General features: G+C 62.7%; 15 protein-coding genes. 5 read left to right on the top strand and 10 right to left on the bottom strand.

Going from position 1 to position 19,541, the window contains the following annotated elements; genetic code table 11:
• Positions 1 to 137 precede the first annotated feature (137 nt).
• From KGJ62_00445 to KGJ62_00435, 3 genes are read left to right on the top strand one after another with little or no spacing between them, the layout of a single operon-like run.
• Positions 138 to 1,625, top strand: a complete 1,488-nt coding sequence (locus tag KGJ62_00445) for a peptide ABC transporter substrate-binding protein (GenBank protein ID MDE2125042.1) — start codon at positions 138 to 140, stop codon at positions 1,623 to 1,625.
• Positions 1,626 to 1,637: 12 nt separating this feature from the next.
• The gene (locus tag KGJ62_00440; protein MDE2125041.1) at positions 1,638 to 2,567 is read left to right on the top strand and encodes an ABC transporter permease; all 930 of its coding nucleotides are present in this window, start codon (positions 1,638 to 1,640) and stop codon (positions 2,565 to 2,567) included.
• A 6-nt stretch (positions 2,568 to 2,573) separates the two neighbouring features.
• Positions 2,574 to 3,518, top strand: a complete 945-nt coding sequence (locus KGJ62_00435) for an ABC transporter permease (protein ID MDE2125040.1) — start codon at positions 2,574 to 2,576, stop codon at positions 3,516 to 3,518.
• Positions 3,519 to 3,818: 300 nt separating this feature from the next.
• Here the strand turns inward: KGJ62_00435 and KGJ62_00430 are convergent, their stop codons facing one another.
• The 10 genes from KGJ62_00430 to KGJ62_00385 all read right to left on the bottom strand — a co-directional run bounded on the left by KGJ62_00430 (position 3,819) and on the right by KGJ62_00385 (position 16,117).
• Entirely contained in the window at positions 3,819 to 4,679 is an 861-nt protein-coding gene (locus tag KGJ62_00430; GenBank protein MDE2125039.1) for a type II secretion system F family protein, read from the bottom strand.
• Positions 4,680 to 5,516: 837 nt separating this feature from the next.
• Complete coding sequence (locus KGJ62_00425) at positions 5,517 to 6,647, bottom strand: RHS repeat-associated core domain-containing protein (protein MDE2125038.1); 1,131 nt, start codon at positions 6,645 to 6,647, stop codon at positions 5,517 to 5,519.
• A gap of 435 nt (positions 6,648 to 7,082) precedes the next feature.
• Positions 7,083 to 8,444 (bottom strand): RHS repeat-associated core domain-containing protein, encoded by a 1,362-nt coding sequence (locus tag KGJ62_00420; GenBank protein MDE2125037.1) that lies wholly within the window; start codon positions 8,442 to 8,444, stop codon positions 7,083 to 7,085.
• A gap of 68 nt (positions 8,445 to 8,512) precedes the next feature.
• Complete coding sequence (locus tag KGJ62_00415; protein MDE2125036.1) at positions 8,513 to 9,118, bottom strand: SIS domain-containing protein; 606 nt, start codon at positions 9,116 to 9,118, stop codon at positions 8,513 to 8,515.
• A gap of 6 nt (positions 9,119 to 9,124) precedes the next feature.
• Positions 9,125 to 10,273, bottom strand: a complete 1,149-nt coding sequence (locus tag KGJ62_00410; GenBank protein ID MDE2125035.1) for a glycosyltransferase family 9 protein — start codon at positions 10,271 to 10,273, stop codon at positions 9,125 to 9,127.
• A 3-nt stretch (positions 10,274 to 10,276) separates the two neighbouring features.
• Complete coding sequence (locus KGJ62_00405) at positions 10,277 to 11,269, bottom strand: D-glycero-beta-D-manno-heptose-7-phosphate kinase (GenBank protein ID MDE2125034.1); 993 nt, start codon at positions 11,267 to 11,269, stop codon at positions 10,277 to 10,279.
• A 49-nt stretch (positions 11,270 to 11,318) separates the two neighbouring features.
• Positions 11,319 to 13,337 carry a S9 family peptidase gene (locus KGJ62_00400; GenBank protein MDE2125033.1) on the bottom strand — a complete coding sequence of 673 codons (2,019 nt, stop codon included), beginning with the start codon at positions 13,335 to 13,337 and terminating at the stop codon, positions 11,319 to 11,321.
• Positions 13,338 to 13,386: 49 nt separating this feature from the next.
• Positions 13,387 to 14,013, bottom strand: coding sequence for a Holliday junction branch migration protein RuvA (ruvA, locus tag KGJ62_00395; protein ID MDE2125032.1), 627 nt, complete (start codon positions 14,011 to 14,013; stop codon positions 13,387 to 13,389).
• A gap of 26 nt (positions 14,014 to 14,039) precedes the next feature.
• Positions 14,040 to 14,990 (bottom strand): ATP phosphoribosyltransferase, encoded by a 951-nt coding sequence (locus KGJ62_00390; protein MDE2125031.1) that lies wholly within the window; start codon positions 14,988 to 14,990, stop codon positions 14,040 to 14,042.
• A gap of 158 nt (positions 14,991 to 15,148) precedes the next feature.
• Complete coding sequence (locus tag KGJ62_00385; protein MDE2125030.1) at positions 15,149 to 16,117, bottom strand: sigma-70 family RNA polymerase sigma factor; 969 nt, start codon at positions 16,115 to 16,117, stop codon at positions 15,149 to 15,151.
• A 712-nt stretch (positions 16,118 to 16,829) separates the two neighbouring features.
• Here KGJ62_00385 and KGJ62_00380 point away from each other — a divergent pair.
• Both KGJ62_00380 and KGJ62_00375 read left to right on the top strand, forming a co-directional pair.
• On the top strand, positions 16,830 to 18,662 hold the full coding sequence (locus tag KGJ62_00380; GenBank protein MDE2125029.1) for a glutamate mutase L: 1,833 nt from the start codon (positions 16,830 to 16,832) through the stop codon (positions 18,660 to 18,662).
• Entirely contained in the window at positions 18,659 to 19,531 is an 873-nt protein-coding gene (locus KGJ62_00375) for a methyltransferase domain-containing protein (GenBank protein ID MDE2125028.1), read from the top strand. The genes KGJ62_00380 and KGJ62_00375 overlap by 4 nt, the downstream gene beginning before the upstream one ends.
• Positions 19,532 to 19,541: the final 10 nt, after the last annotated feature.

Below are 19,541 nucleotides of genomic sequence, written 5' to 3'. Positions count from 1 at the left end.
TGGCAAGACGCGGTACCACGTTAACCCGCCGCCAGGTGCTCGCACTCATAGCCGCAGGGCCAGTGGCCGCCGCAGGCTGCTCGTTCCGTAGAAGCGGTACAGGCTCCGCTGCCAGCGCCGATGTGCTGCGCGTTGCCTTGACGACCGAACCGGGAACCTTCGATCCGGCCAAGGTATCCGACCAGGACACTGCTGAGATGCTCAGCCATGTTGCCGAGCCACTCATCCGGTACACACCGGATAACAAGCCCGGCGCCTGCCTCGCACAGGGCTGGGATATCAGTACCGATCGGCTCGTCTACACCTTCCATTTGCGGCAGGGCGCGCGATTCTCGAACGGTGACCCGCTGACGGCCGACGATGTGAAGGCGTCGTGGGAGCGCGCACTTTCTCCCAAAACAATCGCCTCCATTGCGCCAAACTATCTTGCGGGTGTCGTGGGTGTTTCCGATATCGTGGCCGGTAGATCCGCGCACCTTGCGGGTGTGGAGGCGCTCGACCCCGGCACCCTCCGCGTCACGCTCGATCGTCCGCGCTCCTACTTCCTCGGTATGCTCTCATATCCCACCAACTTCGTGCTCAGCTCACGCAGTATGGCCGAAGCCAATAACCGGATTGACCAGCACACACTTTGCGGTACCGGTCCCTATACGCTGCAATCTTACGAACCCGGTGTGATGGTACGCCTGAGGGCGAATGCCGACTATTGGGGCGGCCCGCCACGACTCCGCGGAATCGATATGCCGGTGATGCTGGATTCCGACACGATCATCAATAACTTCCAGGCCAACTCCATCGACATGTGGAAGGATGCAACGGGTTCGCGATACCTACAGGATGAGGCCGCGCACAGGTATCCCGGTGAGTACCATCTGGAGCCCCAGCCTAGCATCACCTACTTTGTGATGCATCCAAAGCTGCAGCCTGTGTTTGCCGATCAGCGCGTCCGCCGTGCATTTGCCGGCGCCATCGACATCGATCAGATTCTCCGGGTCGCCTATCTGGGCATTGCGCTCCCGCCTCACGGCATGGTTCCAGATGCCCTTGCAGGTGGCGCCACGCCGCCACCTGCCGCGGTGTACGATCCGGTGGCAGCACGCCGATTGCTGGCACAAGCCGGATTCGCGGGCGGCAAGGGGTTTCCCAGGGTGGCTTTGGTCACGCTGGAACACGAAGAGGGGTATATACTCGCATGCCAGATCGCGGCCGCCGGCCTGCAGGCAAATCTGGGAATATCCGTCGACCTCCAGGTGCGCGAAGCGGCGCAGTTCTGGGCTGATACGGGCAACCAGACGATACCATTCTGCTTCACAGGTTGGGTCGCCGACTACCCGGATTTGCAGGACTTCCTCTCCACGCTCTTCGTATCGAACGCACCCCTCAACCACGTTGGGTACGCCAATGCCGCCTTTGACGCTCTGTGCCGTAAGGCCGACCGTGAGCCCGAAGGGCCCACTCGGGTACGCCTCTACGCACGGGCGAACGCTGTTCTAATGCAGGATGTGGGCGTTCTACCGGTTGCGCAGACGCGCCGGATCGTTCTCGCGCGGAATAACGTGCATGGCTGGCAGATCAACCTCTGCAACTACCTGCCCGACACCGCTACGTACAAGACGTCGTCGTAACCTGTTTCATTTATGGTCTCATTCATCCTGCGGCGACTCGGGCTGGCAATCCCCACGCTCATAGCGGTCTCGTTTCTCGTCTTCGTTGCTGCTCGAATGGCGCCTTCCGATCCCATCGAGATCATGCTGGGCGAAAAGGCGACGCCCCAGGCGGTTGCCAGATTGAAGCACGAGTATGGAATGGATCGACCGTTTCTGGTGCAATACGTCGACTATGTGTGGGGCATCGCCACGCGCGGAGATTTCGGCCGCTCATTCAGCCGTGGACAGGAGCCTGTTTCGCGCATGATGCTGCGCGACTTTCCGGTAACCGCTCAACTCGCGATCTCCGCCTTCGCGTTTGCGCTGCTGCTCGGCCTGCCTGCCGGCGTTTTGGCCGCTCTGTATCATAACTCTTGGTTCGACCGGGCAGCCATGTCGGTGGTGGTCGCACTGGTCTCGGTGCCGAGCATCGTTCTTGGACCGCTGCTCGTCTACGCGTTTGCTGTGCATTTCCGCGTGCTGCCCGTCAGCGGATGGGATTCTCCAATCTATACGATCCTCCCCACCATCACCCTCGGCGCCCGCTCCGCGGCACTGTTCGCGCGTTTTATGCGCTCATCGCTTCTAGACGTGCTGCGGCAGGAGTACATCCGCACCGCGATGGCGAAGGGCCTCTCGCGGGGACGAACCGTTTGGCGGCACGGGCTCAAAAACGCCTTCATGCCGGTGCTCACCGTGCTGGGCACCAACTTCGGCGCGCTGCTCACCGGCTCGTTCGTGGTGGAGACCATCTTTCAGGTACCCGGCATCGGGTTCGAGTCGATCAACAGCATCACGCGCCGCGACTATCCGGTGGTGCAGGGCATGGCGCTTCTGGTGGCCGTGATCTATATTGGCGTCAACCTTCTTGTGGATGTTCTGTACGGAGTATTGGATCCGCGCGTGCGGGTTGAGGCGTAGCGGCCTATGACGGGAGGCACAGCACACGAACCTCCGACCGAAGTCCAGCCGTCGGCGACGCTTGCGGGCACGCCGGTACGAAGCAGCAGCCCGACGCGCGATGCATGGCGCCGGCTGCTGCATAACCCCGTTGCGGTTCTCTGCATGCTCTACATCGTTGGACTTGTGGTGCTGGCGGCAGCGGCGCCGCTTGTGGCGCACTACCGGTACGATACACAGGATTACAGCGCGCTTCTCTCGCCACCGGGCGGCAAGCACCCGCTTGGCACCGATAATCTCGGCGAGGATGTACTGAGCCGACTCGTTTACGGCGCGCGTGTGTCGCTCGGCGTCGCATTGATCGTTATCGCGATAGAGGTATCCATCGGCCTGCCCCTCGGACTGGTCGCCGGCTACCGTGGTGGCGCCACCGACCTGATACTGATGCGCGTCACCGACGCCATGTTCGCCTTTCCCGACATCCTGCTGGCCATCCTGCTGCAGGCCATAATCATGTCGGGCAACACGGCGCTGCCTCCGGCATTCAACTTTCTGACGCTGTTCGCCGCGTTGGGAATCGTTGCGTGGCCGGCGATGGCGCGCCTGGTGCGCGGCCAGGCTATGGCGCTGCGTGACCGCGAGTTTGTCGACGCAGCTCGCGCCGCAGGTGTCCGTTCCGGCGCGATTATCTGGAGGCACATCGCGCCGAACCTCATGGGTCCCGTTATCGTCCAGATCACTCAGGACGTGGCGAGCGTGGTTCTGGCGGAGGCCACGCTCTCATTCCTCGGGCTCGGCGTGCAGCCTCCGTTTCCGAGTTGGGGCAGGATGATCAACGATGCGCTGCCTTACAAGGAGGCACATCCGCTCCTTCTTATGTTCCCAAGCCTCGCTCTGGCGCTTACCGTGATGGCGTTCAACTTCCTTGGCGACGCCATGCGGGATGCGCTGGATCCGCGATTGAGGGAGTAGCAGGGCGCGAGGGCCGGCACGGCGTATGATTGTGCTGTAATTGCAGTCGGCGGACGTGTGGCGCCTCTGTGGCGTACCGTCTAAGTTGGCCTCGCGGTAAAGCGCGATTGGCGGCGGTCGTTACACGACTGTCGGTACTCGGGCCCCAGAGGCCTCATGAGCCAGGTCGCGATGGGTGAGCCGGCTTTAAGTTCCTGAACGAACATGCTGCGGTTGCCCATAGCGTCAAAGGTGTAGCCCTGGGTTTCGCCATCGCCGCCGTCGAGGTTGGTACGACGAATGGCTGTGCAACAGTGGCAATCAGCGATGAAAGATGTGATGGTGGCGCATATAGGTCGTTGCAACCAGCGCACCGAGCAGCGGCAGGATAATCCCGGCTGCCAGGCCCAACATAATAGACACCAGGACAATGGCAACGATAATGTTACCATTGTTCTTCGCGTCACCCTCGGTTACGCGGGCGCGGCCCTCCAACAACTCGGCAAATTCGCCGCTCTCGCCCGCCGTTTCGGCAATGGCCCGTGCTTCCGGGCCGCCGGCTCCCGCCATCGTCAGGCTCTCGGCAATTGTACATCCGTTCCGGGTATTCTCCGCGGCGTTCCGCAACGCGTCTCCGTACTCGGGCAGCAATGCTCGGGACGCGGCCACCTCCAGCGCCCGCGCAACCGGCACGCCGCCGCGGTACAGCATGGCGAACTCGCGCGTGCACTCCGTCTCCTGCAGTGGCCGGGCGGCGAACGCGAACAGGCGGCGCGATGGCGCGATCCAGTGGAGATTGGCAATAATCAAATTGTAATCCCACGTATGCTGGCGCTCCACGTAGGTCCGGAACTCGTGCGCGATGTACTGCATCACTTCGCCGAGGCGCCCCTCCAGGTCCCCGACTTCGATAAGCGCGAGCACGCCCGGGTCGATTCCGGCCTGACCGGCCATTGCCTGTGAGAGCATCTCACCACGTGCCAGAGCCTCCATGCACGGTACGAAACGCGCGGCGAGATATTGCGGTGCGCTCTCGCACCCGGCGGCCAGTGCTGCATCCAGCGGCCAGCCGTTCTCATACATCGCATAGACGACCTCGAAGAGCGCCGCGTAGTCCGCACGAGGTCCCTCCCAGCCCCACATGGCCGCGGAGAGCGGATGGCCCAGCCCGATAAATGCCAAAACGCGCTGGCATTGTGTGGACGTGCCGCGCGCCCTAACTCGCTGGCAGGCTGTTGCCGTCTGCAGGCGTCGCTGCGTGGCAACTACTTCGTGCCTGGTGGCGGGAAGCAAGGCGTCAGGGGGCCGTGCGTGAGTAAGCCGCCGTCGCTGAGGGTGGAGTTCAGCGTCGACTTTTGCGGCACGCTGAGGCGGACACTGCGGAGGCCCGCGGCGCCGCGTCGGATCGTGCCCGGCAGTCAATGCCCGCCACCGTTGTTGCTCACAGCGGGCCCGCACGCGTTTGCGCCCCGGCCACCTTGCCTCATGGGATCCGAGCCGACCTAAGTCGTCTGAGGACAAGGCAATGCGTCACCGCCCCCGAGAGCCCCATTGTGTAGCAATCGAGCCGAAACAGCCCCTGGACCCAGGTGCCGTCGCCACTTAACACGGTGCCGCCGGATGATGCGGAAAGCCATATAGAGAGAGCAATCGCCGCCGCCCCGTAGACTAGACCAGCGACGGCCACCGATACCGCTCGCCCGAATACCAAAGGCAACGGGCCCCGCAAACGTCTGTCCAAGACCGTGGCCATTCCGAGCGCAAAGCCGCCAGGGCCCCCGATAGCGAGAATAATGACCGCACCCCACAGGCCCCCACCGACGGTGCCCAGCGTGTAGTGAAGGTCGGCGGCGGCCCGCGTCCATCCGAGGTGGAATCCCGCCATTACCAGGGGCGCTGCCCCAGCGAGGCCAGACCAAAGGCCGACAACCACCGCGATCCGGACGCACGGACGCAGATACGGCGCGTAGCGCGCATGCCTCTGGCCGCATTCGCGTGGCAGCAGAGGTCCCATGGCAGTTAATCCGTGTCAACCGCGTTGATGTACCATTCGAGCCTGTAGTCATACCCCAGGAACATGATAACGACGTTTGTGGCGGCGCCGATTCCGGACGCCGAGCCGAACGGAGAGCACGCGAGCCCGAACATATTGGTGGCGACGCCGATCGAGCCGAGGATATCGCTGTTCAACATGCTCGAAGGGTCACACCATCGGGCCCAATGGCCCATGAACTCGCCCCATGCAAGCTCGACGGCCAGGGAGTCCTTGGCAGCATTGATGGCATGACCGAGCGTCGCCAGCCATGAGATGTCGTAAACCGTAACGACCGACCAGTACATAATGTCGAACCACGTGAAGAGCTCCCCGGCCGCGGCGGTGCCCGGCAGCTCGTAGTCCGGCATTTCGGGACCGCCATCGCCAAATTCGTCATCCTTGCCATCGCGGTCGAAGCCGGACACGGGGTTGCCGTGACAGTAACCGAACCAATTCCCCCCATTCCGCCCCGGATCCTCGCTCACAAACCTCCCAACCGTCGGATCCATGTACCGCGCCTGCATGTATATGAGCCCGGTTTCATCTTCGCTGGGATGGCCGAGGGCACCTACGAACCGGTGCTTACTGGTTTGCGTACCGGTGAAGGACCTCACGGCGCCGTAAACATCATACTTGCGCGAGCAGGTGAGGTTGCCCGAGGGATCGACCCCTCCCAACACCGATCCCAGACCATCGTAGAGGTACCACCGAACCGTTCCGGCGGCGTCATTGCGTCTGTAATCGGGACCGCGGGGACCCATGAGGTAAGTGGCGATGGGTGAGCCGGCTCTAAGTTCCTGAACAAACATGCTGTTATCCAACACGTAATCGGTTCTTACGCCGTTCACCACGGACTGCCTGCGGATACCATCCGCTCCGTAGGTATAGGTGCAGTTGTTGCCGTTGTACGCACACGAAACCATGCGGTTTTCGCTGTCCCAAACGCAGGTGCGCGTGCCGGATGGCGCGGCCGCTGTGAGGGTGTTGCCGTTCAGATCGTTTGTATAGCTGCCCGTACCGCGGGTCAGCAGCATGTTCGCCGCATTATACGTATATCCTTCATTTCCGGTGGAGGAATCGGTTTTCTGCAGGCGGCTATCGGAAGATGCCCTCATGCCGAGGCGCTGTGCCGCGGTCGGCTTGCGCCGTGCGTTTCTTCGAACGCGCCCCGCATGTACGCCGTCGCGCGCAACGCTGGCCCGCGGCAAGGCTATTTGCCTGCGCGTCTAACGCTTGCGAAGGTACGATGCCGCGCGGTCCCAGATACAGTCGAATGCGAGCCGAAAGGGAACCAAGATGCCGAGGAACACCGGTAGTGCAACAGGCCATGGCCGGAACGGCGGCACGCGGGGAAGGAGATAATACACAACCCAGCCGCCGATCAGCGACGACAGGACGCGGAGATACAGCCTGGGGCCGGCCGGCCCCGCCGTAGAACGGCCGAGCCAAGACGCGCCGACACCGAGATGCGTGCCTAGCGCCACCATGGCTGCTCCGAAGCGAACGCGTCTCCTGCCGCTGATGAAGCGAGGCATTCGGTCGACCCCCCTTCATTGGTCGGGGTTCATGTCCAACATGTATTCCATGTATTCCACGACGTACTGAAGTATGATGCCAAGCGCGAGCCGAGAGGCACCGAACGTGGAGTCCATCGCCCCGCTGCCGAGGCTGAGCCCGGCGATACTGAACCCGGACGGCGTGAAATCCTGCTCGTTACCGATCTCGATTTCGACCGCGCCTTGGCCCATCTGCTCCCTTCCTCCGTCGATCAGCCACCGTGACATCCAGCCAAGCCAGCTCGTGAGGTTCCGGAGCCCGAGAGTGAGCGGTTTGTCAATGAGGAATTTGGCGACCAGGGTGGTGCCAAGCAATTCGAATAGCCACTGTAACGGGTTGCTGTCCCGGCCGTCCCGGTCAACGGAGCCAACCGGATTCGCATCGCAGTAAGTAAACCAGTTCTCGCCATTCCTCCCCGGATCCTCACTCACAAACCTTCCGGTCGCCGGATCCATGTACCGCGCCTGCATGTATATAAGCCCGGTTTCATCTTCGCTGGGATGGCCGAGGGCCCCTACGAACCGGTGCTTACTGGTTTGCGTACCGGTGAACGACCTCACTGCTCCGTACACGTCATACTTGCGCGAGCAGGTGAGGTTGCCCGAGGGATCGACCTCTCCCAACACCGATCCCAGTCCATCATACAAGTACCAGCGCACGGTGCCGGCGACGTCATCGCGTCGGTACTCGGGCCCGCGGGGACCCATGAGGGAAGTGGCGATCGGTGAGCCGGCTCTAAGTTCCTGAACAAACATGCTGTTATCCAACACGTAATCGGTTGTTACGCCGTTCACCACGCCGCGGCGGCGGATGCCATCCGCTCCGTAGGTGTAGGCGCAGTTGTTGCCGTTGTACACACACGAAACCATGCGGTTTTCGCTGTCCCAAACGCAGGTGCGCGTGCCGGATGGCGCGGCTGCTGTGAGGGTGTTGCCATTCAGATCGTTTGTATAGCTGCCCGTACCGCGGGTCAGCAGCATGTTCGCCGCATTATACGTATATCCTTCGTTTCCCGTTGCAGAATCGGTTTTCTGCAGGCGGTTGCCCATCGCGTCGAAGGTATAACCCTGGGTTTCGCCATCGCCGTAGTTGACGCTGGTGAGACGATTAATGTTGTCGTAGCCATACGTTTCCGTTCGGCTCGAGCCGTCTGCCGCGGTGATCTTATTCGTCAGCCGCTGACCGTTGTTATCGTAGGTGTAATCGTTCTGAACCAGAGTGCTGCTGTGCCAGGTGCCGTTTGAATCGACGTAGTTCCAGGTATTGGCGAGGGTCTGGATCCACGGCTCCTCCTCGATGTTGCCCGACGGCATCGTGGTGCTGATGTAGGTGTAGGCCGCCTGGCAGTAGCTCACCAGGCTGCCGCCGGCAACCTGGGCGAGACGGCCGGAGCATGGGTACTGCTTACCACGGTCTCGCGATACTAGGCGGAAGCCTCAGATGCAATAGCAGCATCCACAAGAGTACAGATGACATGCCAGATGGTGATGTGCGCCTCCTGGATGCGCGCGGTTACGTTGGATGGGACGCAAATGCATATGCGTGCCACGTCGCGCAGTTTGCCGCCGGGGTCACCGGTGAGGCCAAGTGTGCCACAGCCCGCGCGACCGGCGGCCTCAATGGCGCGCACCACGTTCCTGGAATTTCCGCTGGTGCTGATGCCCACCACGAGGTCTTCGGGACGGGCAAGCGCCATTACCTGCCGCTCGAATACCGCCTCGAACGAGTAATCGTTACCAATGCAGGTGCCCACGGAGCTGTCCGCGGTCAGCGCGATGGCCGGAAGCGGCCGGCGGTCGGATAAAAAACGCCCAACAAACTCGCCTGCTACGTGCTGCGCGTCTGCCGCGCTTCCGCCATTGCCGCATAGCAGCAGCTTGCCGCCCTTGTCCAGCGTCTGAATGATGGTCGCGGTCGCCGCATGTATCTGCGCGCCGCATGCGGCCACCAACTGCTGCTTCACGGCGCAGCTCTGCTCCACGGCGTCCAGAAGCGCCGCGATGGCGGCCGGTTCACCTGGCGATTTCATTGCTGGTTACCATCCATCCTGATCAACTCCACGCTGCACCCAGGCTTCAAGTTCGCTCCAGATGCGCCCAATCGGCATCCGCTGCAGACACCTTGTATCGGCGAAAATGCATGGAGGGTTACGGCCCACCGTTTTAGCCGACCAACAGGGCGAGCAGCTGGCCTCCGGATTCCGGAGGATCAGGTGTTCCAGCGGCGCCTGCGAACCCCGCGCCTGGCTGTATGGTCCGTTCCGCCGCGGATCGGTAGGTCCGAAGAATACGGCAGCGCGCCGGCCGAGCGCTGTTGCGATGTGCATTACGCCGGAGTCATTGCCAAGGTAGAAACGCGCGTTCTGAACCACAGCGGCTAGTTCGGCAAACGACTCAGACTGGATATCCAGTGTGGCTTCCGGCGCCGCAGCAGTGATGGCGGATCGGGTCTCGGTCTCCTCCGGTCCGCCCACCAGAACGCAGGCCATGCCGAACCTGCGCCACAATCGCGTGATGACGTCGGCAAAAGCCGCAGCGGGGAGGCGCTTTTCGGCCATGCCCCGTTGGGTGCTGGAGCCGGGATGACACACATAGTACCGTGTCTGCCGGAGTTCGCCCTCCCGGGCATGCGCCGGCTGTATCGGAAACTCAAGCTGGCGGTTCGCGCCACCGGGGCGCCGCAGTATCTGCTCCACGAGGTCGCAGTTTTGGTCGGTATCGTGCGCCATCAGGTTTACCGGCGCCGACCAGGTTTGCAGCCGCCGGGCAATCGGCACGTTGGCGTAGTCAAAGCCCACGCGTTCGGGCGCGCCGGCCAATCGCGTGTAGAGGGCAAATCGCGCGTCGGCAGTTGGAAACAGCGAAACCGATTGCGCGAAGTGCCGCCGGCGCATGCGGAGGGCGAGGCGCATGCCGGCAGCCAAGGACTCCCGTTCGGGACTCCACAGATAGACCTGGTCAAACAGGCCCGATGCCCTGGCTAGGTCGCTCACCGCGCCACGTACCGTAAGCAGCGAGAGGTTCTGCCTGCCAATAGCATCGCTCAGCAAACGCAGCGCCGGCAGAACCATGATGAAGTTGCCAATGCCCACCGGGCAAATGGCAAGCGTCAGCCGGCTCGGCCCATCGAGCAGATTGGGCGCGCTGCTTTCGGCTGTAGGTGGTGACGATGGCGCGGTGGCCACGAATCAGGGCTGCCAGTCTTCGATCAATTCATCCGGCGTTGTGGTGGCTACGCCCGACTTGCGTACGACGCACGCTCCGGCGTGATTCGCAATAAAGGCCGCCTCCAGGTGTGTGGCGCCACTCACCAGCGCCAGGGTCATCGCGCTGATCGTCGTGTCTCCGGCTCCGGCAACGTCGTACACCTCAACGGGATGCGCGGCAACAACGCGGTGCTCGCCGGTGCTTCGCCAGTAGGCCAGGCCGCGCGAGCCACGCGTTACCACCAGCGTATCCACATCCAGCGCCATCCGCAGAGTGGCGCCGAACTCGCGGAGCGCGGTCGGCTCTTCCGGAATCGGCTCGCGCGCCAGCTCCTCGGCCTCCACCTGGTTCAGCGACAAAACGTCGGCGCCGGCAAGCCAGGCGGCGCTGGCGGGCTTTGGATTCCCGATGACGCGCTTGTTCGCTCCCTTCGCCTGTGCGCACACGCCCAAAGCCACATCGCGCGTCACAACGCCCTTGCGGTAATCCGAAATCAATGCGGCATCCGCCTGGGGAAGGCAGGCGCCGCTGAACCGGAGCAGCTGGGATACTATGGCCTCGCCGATCGGAACCGTATGCTCCCGGTCCACGCGGAGCACCTGCTGACGCTGCGCAACAATCCGCGTCTTCCGCGTCGTCGGCCGTGCGGGGTCCACAATCAGCCCGTCTACAGCGGCGCCGTGGCTGGCCAGGTCCGATCTCAGCCGCTTACCCATTTCATCGTCGCCAATCGCACCGGCAACCGAAACCCGGGAGCCGAGAGCAAGCAGGTTGTTCACCACGTTTGCCGCGCCACCCGGCTTGAAGTCGTCGGTGTGAACATCCACGATCATGACGGGTCCCTCCGGCGAAATCCGCCGCGCGGAGCCCATCAGGTATTCGTCGATCATCACGTCGCCAACCACCAGCACATGTGCCCGGCTGAAGCCGCGCACGATCTCCTCGTACCGCCGGCGCGCAACGCGAACGCTCATCCGGCCCTTTGCCCGTCACGAATCGGCCGATGGCGGGGTGCGCCGCGCATCAGTCCCGAAGCCATCGGTCCAGCCAGCGCAGGTTCTGCCTGAGCCGGTCCAGGCGCAGGTTCGGTGGACCATTTCTGGACAGGCCGTGCGAGGTTTCGGCCGGATAGCGTATGAACTCCACCGTTTTTCGCTGGAGTCGAAGCGCTTCAAAATACTCTTCTGCCTGCCCAACCGGGCACCGCAGGTCTCCGTCGCTGTGGATGATCAGCACCGGTGTGGTGACGCTGCCGGCATAGGTCAACGGCGAACATCGCTGAAGATCCTGCGGCTCGCTCCAGCTGTTGCCGCGCCAGCTGGTGCCGTGGCTCCAGGCGAAGTCCGTCGTTCCCGACATGCTGACGAGGTTGGAGACCAGCCGGTCGGCAATCGCGCAACGGAATCGCGACGTCTGCCCGATTGCCCACGCCGTCATAAACCCACCGTAGGATCCGCCCATTATCGCCATCCGCTCTCGATCCACCCAGGGTTGAGCGGCGGCAAAGTCCGCAGCCGCCATAACGTCTTCGTAATCGGCCTCGCCCCAGTTGCCGCGAATGGCCAGCGTGTGCTTCTCGCCATAGCCCTTGCTTCCACGTGGATTGGTAAAGAGCACTCCATAACCTTCGGCCGCCAGCCACTGAAGTTCATGGAAAAGCGTGTTGCCGTACTGCAGATGCGGCCCGCCGTGAACGTACAGGATCAGCGGGTATCGTCTGCCGGCCTCCGCATCTGCCGGTGGGATGAGCCATCCATGCACAGTCACCTCGCCGCCGCCGCTGGTGATCTCGACGGCTCGCGGCTCCGGTACCTGCACCTCTGTCAGCCACGCGGCGTTGAAGTTGGAACGCCTCTGCCAGGGTGGCTGGCCCGTGCCCTCGCGAGAGGCGATGTACAACTCGTGCGGCATTGTGGATGTGCCCAGCGTTACGGCCAGCACGAGGCCGTCGGCAGAAAGGCTGAAGCCGCCCATCTCATGCTTCGGCGGTGTCAGTGTTGCAATTGTGCCGTTAGCGTCCTGTGCCGGCAGTACAGCGAGGACCGTATCACCAAACGAACTCATCGCGCCATAAATGGATCGAGAATCCGGTGACCACACGAGCCCGCTGCCCACTGCATGCACATCCGAAAGAGTCAGATGCCCCATTGCGATGTCACAGTTCGCTGTCAGGTCGGTCGCCGGCCCGCCCCGGGCATCCTGCACGTACAGGCGTTCGTTCTGTCCGCCCCATTGCTCATCGGGGTTGGAATCGGATATCCACGCGAAGCGCTCGCCATCCGGCGACCACGCCAGGCTGTTTTTCCAGCCTTCGCGACTCTCGATCCTGGTCAGCTCCCTGGTCTCAATGCTCAGCAGCCATATCTCGTCACGCCCCGGTGGAATGTCGCAATCCTCACGCCGGTCGGAGATGAATGCCAGCCTGGCGCTGTCGGGCGACCAAACCGGCGGGCCGCAGTTGAATGGACCCTCGGTCAACGCCCGCGCTTCGCCGGTTCGCGCATCGGCCGTCCAGATCTGCCAGTACGAATCGTCGTAGTAGCCAAAACCATCCTCACGGTAACTCAGGCGAGTGTGGCGCCTGACAGGCGACGGAAGCTCCTTCTCCTTACGTTCCTCAACCGCTTTTGTAGTGGAGGACGCCGGCGTGGCGCGGAACAGGAACGCGATCTGAGCGCCGTTCGGCGACCAGACCGGTTCCGTAATAGCTCCTTCGTCGACCAGCGATGTCAGTGCTCGCGCCTCGCCGCCATGGGCCGCCATGAGGTAGATCTGGCTGAGTGGTTTCGCGCGGTCCGATGTGAATGCCAACCGCGTCCCGTCCGGCGACCATCTTGGCGAAGAGGCATTCGACTCGGAATTGGTCCAGGGCTGCGGTTCATCGCCGTGCACCATCCCGACGTAGATCTGGCTGGTGTACTTGTTCTTCGGGAGGTTGACGCGCGTCACGACGCATGCATACCGGCTGCCATCCGGTGAAACCTGCGGATCACCGACCATTGCGATGCGTGCAAAATCGTCGACCTGGACGTTACGGCTCATTGGGTACCTTTCACTCTTTGCGCTGCTGCGTTATTTGCCTGGTAGTCCACTAGTGTGCTGCCGAGAGCGTAGCCAGTGCCGCCGCGACCAGTGGCCCGGCGCCTGTGCCTTCCTCGGTACTTGAAAGCGCCAGATCGGCCGCTCGCCGTGCGTCGATCCGGTTGTAACCCAAACTCACCAGGGCCTCCACCACGTCCTCCCGCATCGCATTGGATGCGGAAGCGCCTCGCAGCGGCCCTCCGGCAGACAATCGCGTCTCGATGGCCTGCTCTGCCATCTTGTCGCCAAGTTCGAGGCACATCCTCTGCGCCAGCTTGGGCCCCACACCGGGCGCCGCAGTGATCGTCCGTATATCGTTGGTATGCAGCGCGTCGGCAAGCTCATCCACCGAAAGAGCGCCGAGGATGCCCAGTGCCACTCGCGGGCCAACGCCGGACGTGGAGATGAGAAGCTTGAACGCACGCAGATCTGCGGAAGAGTTGAAGCCGTAAAGCGCGATGTCCATCGTATTCGGGCTCAGCGCCAGATGTGTGAAGAGCGTAACGGTGTCGCCTTCCGCTGGGGGCGATGCTGCCGCGCCGGATGGAACCTGAACGGCGTACCCGATACCCTGAACCTCCACGACCAGCAGGGCGCCGTCGGCATTAACCACGCGACCGGTGATCTGTGCGATCATCGCTGCGCCCGGTCTCGGCGCCTCATTCAGTAGACCACCTTGTTAAGCGGGTACTCCACGATGCCTTCGGCTCCGGCGCGCTTCAGCTGCGGCAGCAGCTCCCTCACGGTACTCTGAGCCACGATGATCTCAAGCGCAAGCCATTCGTCATCTGAGAGGTGCGCGATGGTCGGCTTCTTAAGGGCCGGTAAAAGCTGCGTGACCGCCGCCAGGTTGGTCTTGACCACATTCATCTTCAATCCGACCAGTTCGTCCGCGTTCAGCGCGCCGCGCAGCAGCATCGCCATATTCTCCAGCTTGGTACGCTTCCACGGCTCGTCCCACGCATTGCGGTTGGCAACCAGTCTCGTGGTTGAGATGAGCAGCGTATCCACGATCTTCAAGTTGTGCGCACGAAGGCTGCTCCCGGTTTCGGTGTTCACTACGATGGCGTCCACCAGCGTCGGTGTTTTGACTTCACACGCGCCCCACGAGAACTCTACGTGCGCGCTCACTCCATGCTCGTCCAGATACCGCTGCGTAAGGCGAACGTACTCGGTGGCGATACGCCGGCCCTCCAGCTCCTTCACGCTGTGGACGTCGCCATCTGCAGGCGCCGCCAGCACAATACGGATGGGATTGTGTGTGGCTTTGGAGTAGGCCAGTTCAACCACTTCATGTACGTCGGCGCCGTTGTCGTCGATCCAGTCTTTGCCTGTTATGCCGGCATCCAGAATCCCTTCCTGAACGTACCGCGGTATCTCCTGCGGGCGAATCAGCACCGGCTCCAGCTCGGGATCGTTTACCGTAGGGTGGTAACTGCGACCGCTGCTCATGCGCAGCTCGAAGCCGGCGCGCTTGAAGAGCGCGAAGGTGGCTTCCTGAAGGCTGCCTTTGGGTATACCGAGCTTGAGGATGGAACTCACGATGTGAATAGGGGCCAGGTTGAGACGTGAACCGGCGCGGACTCCCGGGGTGCAACATTCCGGGTCAGCCATGCGCGCACCGGGAATTATACCTTGCCGGTAGGCGGTTACTCTGAAGCGAACCGCCGCGCCATACGGCCGGCCGGCGCTTTGACGAGCCTCAGGAACCCCGTGTGAACGGCCTCGAAGCCGTTACAAGCGTGCCTGTGTCGCGGCGCAGCCGCGAGCGCTCAAGCCAACAATTCGTGGAGGTTGCGGCCCTTGTTTCGCCGGCGCATCTTGTTCAGGGCAAGGTGCTCAATCTGACGGACGCGCTCACGGGTAACCTCAAGCGCTTGTCCAACTTCCTCCAGAGTATGCGGACGCTCGCCACGCAGTCCGTACCGGAGCTCAATGACGTCGCGTTCCCGGTCACTCAGGTCGCTGAGTACTGCGCTTATCTCATCCTTCAGCGCCAGCGCATTGCTCGCCATAGCAGGGTTACTCGTGTCCGGGGCGGGAATCAGGTCCGCCAGACGCCCTTCGCCTTCTTCGCCGACAGGCATCTCGAGTGAGAGTGGCTGAACCGTGTTGCGCAGCAGCTCGTTCACCTTCTCCTCGGTCATGCCCAGGGCGTCGGCGATCTCTGCGCGCGACGGTGGCCGTCCAGTCCTTTCGCGGAGTTCCGTGCGTACGCGGTTCATGCGGCAAAGCGTATCGGTCACGTGAACCGGCAGACGGATCACGCGCGATTGGTCGGCGATTGCCCTCGTGATGCTTCTGCGGATCCACCAGATGGCGTACGTGCTGAACCGGTAGCCTTTGCGGTAATCAAATCTCTCCACCGCTCGCATCAGGCCGATAATGCCTTCCTGCATCAGGTCTTCGAGCGGTAGACCGTGTCCCAGGTATTTGCGGGCTACGGAAGCTACCATCCGAAGATTTGCCAGCACCATCGCGTCACGCGCCGCGGCAGCCGCGCGAGGCGTGGTTGCCGCCTCGAGTCGCGCAGCCAGGTCGATCTCCTGAGCATGCGTGAGCAGAGGAACGCGCCCGGCTCGCCGGAGCCATGCCTGCGCGCAGTCCTCGAGTTCCGCCGGCTCCGGCTCGGGCGTGGTGCGTCCGGCGTGCGCAGACGATTCAGCTGCCGGCGCTGATTTCGATTTGAGACGCGGTACGCGCCGGTCCGTTTTCGTTTTTGATTCCAATGCTGCGGGCATACTGCTCCCCAACCGCGCCGCGATCCGATGCGTCACGCGCACGCCGGTATAGTGTATGTTCCGGCACGCTGCCACCCCGTGCAACCGTGCGGCGATTGCTTGCCCGCACACCAGCGGGGATGGAGTAGTGCGACGCCGGAATGCAGGATTCCTCCTACAATCTTTGCCGGTACCGCGCCGCACGTCTTCCGACGCAGGAACTGCCCTTGAGGTTCCATAGAGATCCGGCCTGCCGGTGATGATAGGGCGCCCTGGCCGAGCGATTGGATGCGTTTCGGTTCACGTGGGAATCTGAGCGTCGAAGAGCCGGAAAGCCACAGCGGCTAAGATATCCCAGCCTTGAGCCCAGCTCCCCTTCGCTGTTTGCCGATTTCAGCAACGCCCCTTTACGACGAGTATCCGCCGCCGCGTATCTGTGGAGGCCGGCCGGTTGCGTTTCTCCTCAAGCACCTCGCCCCGCAGAATCCAGCGGGTAATTCCATGACCCTCGGTACGGTGTCGCTGCAGGCTGGCGCCGGTAGGCCTCTTTCCGAAAGCAGGCAAACTTTTGGGCCGCCGGTCACGTTGATAAGTGAGGCAGCGATTCCACGCCGGTCAGGTTTTCGGCGAGGCAACGCAAGGGTACGGACGTACGGTTGCGGCCTGTGCTAAAATATCCCGCTTAGCCTGAACCACGGCTTGCGCTTACTCCCGTTACGCACCTTTACCCCCTATGAGTCAACCTTCATCCGGCGCACCGGTCCGCTCCATTCTGGCCACCGATTGTGGCAGTACAACCACCAAGGCGATCCTTATCCTGCAGCAGCCTGACGGTGGATATCGCCTGGCGGTCCGCGGCGAGGCGCCAACGACCGTTGAAGCCCCTTTTGATGATGTGACGGTAGGCGTGGTGAATGCGGTGCGGGAAGTTGAGGAGCTCAGCGGACGCAAGCTGCTGGGCAGCGATGGCAAGCCCACAACGCCGATGGCGGCAGATGGCAGCGGCGTGGACCTCTACCTGTCCACATCCAGCGCCGGCGGCGGACTGCAGATGACCGTGGCCGGTGTGGTCAAAGCGATGAGCGCAGAGAGCGCCCAGCGGGCAGCCCTTGGCGCCGGAGCCATCATCATCGACGTGATTGCCGTTGACGATGGGCGTAAGGAGTACCAGCGCGTCGAGCGGTTACGACAGCTCCGGCCCGACATGATTCTGATGTCCGGCGGCACCGATGGCGGCACGGTCAACCACCTTGTGGAGCTGGCCGAAATGCTGGTCTCGGCCGATCCCAGACCGCGGCTCGGCATCGGGCTGAAGCTGCCGGTGATCTACGCCGGCAATCGGGATGCCTACGCGCCGGTGCACGAGCTTCTGGAGGAGCGCGTAGCGCTGCGTCAGGTTGACAACCTTCGGCCTACGCTCGATCGCGAGAATCTGCTGCCTGCGCGTGAGGCGATACACGATTTGTTTCTGGAACACGTCATGCAGCAGGCGCCCGGCTACAGCAAGCTGTCGGGCTGGACAAGCTCCGGCATCATGTCGACCCCCAACGCTGTCGGCAAGATCATGGAGACGATTGCCCGTCAGCGTGAAATGAACGTCCTCGGCGTGGATATCGGCGGCGCCACCACCGACGTCTTCTCGGTTTTCGGCGGCACATTCAACAGGACCGTGTCGGCCAACCTTGGCATGTCGTACTCCATCTGCAATGTCCTTACCGAAGCCGGCGCCGGCAATATCAATCGCTGGCTGCCGTTCGAGGTATCGCAGGCGGAACTCCGTAACCAGCTGCGCAACAAGATGATCCGGCCGACAACCATCCCACAGCAGCTCTCGGATCTGCAGATCGAACAGGCGGTAAGCCGCGAAGCGCTGCGCCTCGCGTTTGACCACCATAAGTCGCTGGCCCGGGGATTGACCGGCACGGCGACAGAGAAGAACATCGGCAACATCTTCGGCCAGGCCGGTTCGGGACAGACATTGGTACGCATGATGGAGCTGGATATGATTGTCGGCTCCGGCGGAGTTCTCTCCCACGCGCCGCGCCGCGCGCAGGCCGCCTTGATGATGATGGACGCGTACCAGCCCGAAGGCGTTACGCTGCTGACCGTCGACTCCATCTTTATGATGCCGCAGCTCGGCGTACTGACTACCGTCCAGCCCGACGCCGCAACCCAGGTTTTTGAGCGCGACTGCCTGGTGTACCTCGGCGCCTGTATCGCTCCGGTGGGCGTCGGCAAGGCAGGCGAGCACTGCATCACGGTTACCGTCGATGGTACGGCGCACGCAGTCAACTTCGGCGATATCCAGGTATTGCCACTCGGCTTCGAGAGCGGCGATGAGGGAGAGCCGGCCAGCCGTGAAGCGCTGCTCTCGCCTGCGCGTAACTTCGACGTGGGCGCCGGTAAGGGCCGCGAGCTCAAAGTGACTGTCAAGGGCGGAACGGTGGGCGTGATCATCGATGCACGCGGGCGGCCGCTGCAGCTGCCGAACGACTCGGCCGCTCGCATCGCTTCTCTGCGCGCCTGGATGACGGCCATGGGCATTCCGCTGAGCGGCAAGGCATGAGGCGATCGGCGCTGCGGCTGCTGCGATGTCCCACGGGCTGCCTGAAGAGCCTGGAGGCACGCTCCAGCCTTGAGGAGGAAGGTCGGATACAGACCGGCAGCCTCCACTGCGCAGAATGCGGCGGCGAATACCCGATCGAACAGGGGATCGCCCGAATGCTGCCGGGTGAGATGAAAACTGCGCAGGCAACCGGTGACGCCGGGCGGAAAAAGAGTGAAATGCGGGCCCGTGATGCCCAGGCGGCCGCGTATGACAGGATGCTCGGCCTCAAGCTCTTTGGCGTGTTGGAGCTTCCTGCCACGATGCGCCGGGTTCAGGTTGGCTCCGCGCATATCATGTTGGAAGCCGGCTGCGGCACCGGCCGGATGACGCGCGCGTTCGCCGCGAACTGCGCCAGCCTTGTTGCGGTCGATTTTTCATGGGAATCGCTGCTGAGCTGCCGCCGCAAACTCGACACGGCCGGCGTACAGAATGTAGACCTGATCCAGGCCGATCTTTGCCGGATGCCGCTGGCAGATGGCGCGTTCCATCGCATCGCATCGTGCCAGGTTCTGGAACACATTCCCTCGGCGACAGCGCGTGACGAGATGGTTCGCCATCTGGCGCGAGTGGCCGCGCCCGACGCCCGGATCGTTGTCTCCGCGTACCAGCATTCTGTATTTACGCGTGCATTTGACCGGAAAGAGGGTGAACACAGCGGCGGCATCTACTACTACAGGTTCGGCAGGAATGAGCTGCGGGCGCTGCTGTCTACCGCCATGCACGTAGACACCGTCTCCGGCTCGCTGGTCTACCACTTTATGGCAACGTGCCGGCCCGCGGGAGACCGCGCCGCCGCCGCCACACTGCAGCGCTCCGATTCCGTATAGGTTGTGATGC

Source organism: Armatimonadota bacterium (assembly GCA_028871815.1).
Taxonomy (GTDB): Bacteria; Armatimonadota; Chthonomonadetes; order Chthonomonadales; family Chthonomonadaceae; genus REEB205.
Note: the sequence above shows the minus strand (reverse complement) of the source record. Positions and strands in the feature narration are given on the sequence as shown.

Bases quoted from the DNA above. Each gene is read 5' to 3' on its own strand.
- KGJ62_00440 (MDE2125041.1), top strand. From the start codon at position 1,638: ATGGTCTCATTCATCCTGCGGCGACTCGGGCTGGCAATCCCCACGCTC.
- KGJ62_00435 (MDE2125040.1), top strand. From the start codon at position 2,574: ATGACGGGAGGCACAGCACACGAACCTCCGACCGAAGTCCAGCCGTCG.
- KGJ62_00425 (MDE2125038.1), bottom strand. From the start codon at position 6,647: ATGAGGGCATCTTCCGATAGCCGCCTGCAGAAAACCGATTCCTCCACC.
- KGJ62_00415 (MDE2125036.1), bottom strand. From the start codon at position 9,118: ATGAAATCGCCAGGTGAACCGGCCGCCATCGCGGCGCTTCTGGACGCC.
- KGJ62_00405 (MDE2125034.1), bottom strand. From the start codon at position 11,269: ATGAGCGTTCGCGTTGCGCGCCGGCGGTACGAGGAGATCGTGCGCGGC.
- KGJ62_00400 (MDE2125033.1), bottom strand. From the start codon at position 13,337: ATGAGCCGTAACGTCCAGGTCGACGATTTTGCACGCATCGCAATGGTC.
- ruvA (MDE2125032.1), bottom strand. From the start codon at position 14,013: ATGATCGCACAGATCACCGGTCGCGTGGTTAATGCCGACGGCGCCCTG.
- KGJ62_00390 (MDE2125031.1), bottom strand. From the start codon at position 14,990: ATGGCTGACCCGGAATGTTGCACCCCGGGAGTCCGCGCCGGTTCACGT.
- KGJ62_00385 (MDE2125030.1), bottom strand. From the start codon at position 16,117: ATGCCCGCAGCATTGGAATCAAAAACGAAAACGGACCGGCGCGTACCG.
- KGJ62_00380 (MDE2125029.1), top strand. From the start codon at position 16,830: ATGAGTCAACCTTCATCCGGCGCACCGGTCCGCTCCATTCTGGCCACC.
- KGJ62_00375 (MDE2125028.1), top strand. From the start codon at position 18,659: ATGAGGCGATCGGCGCTGCGGCTGCTGCGATGTCCCACGGGCTGCCTG.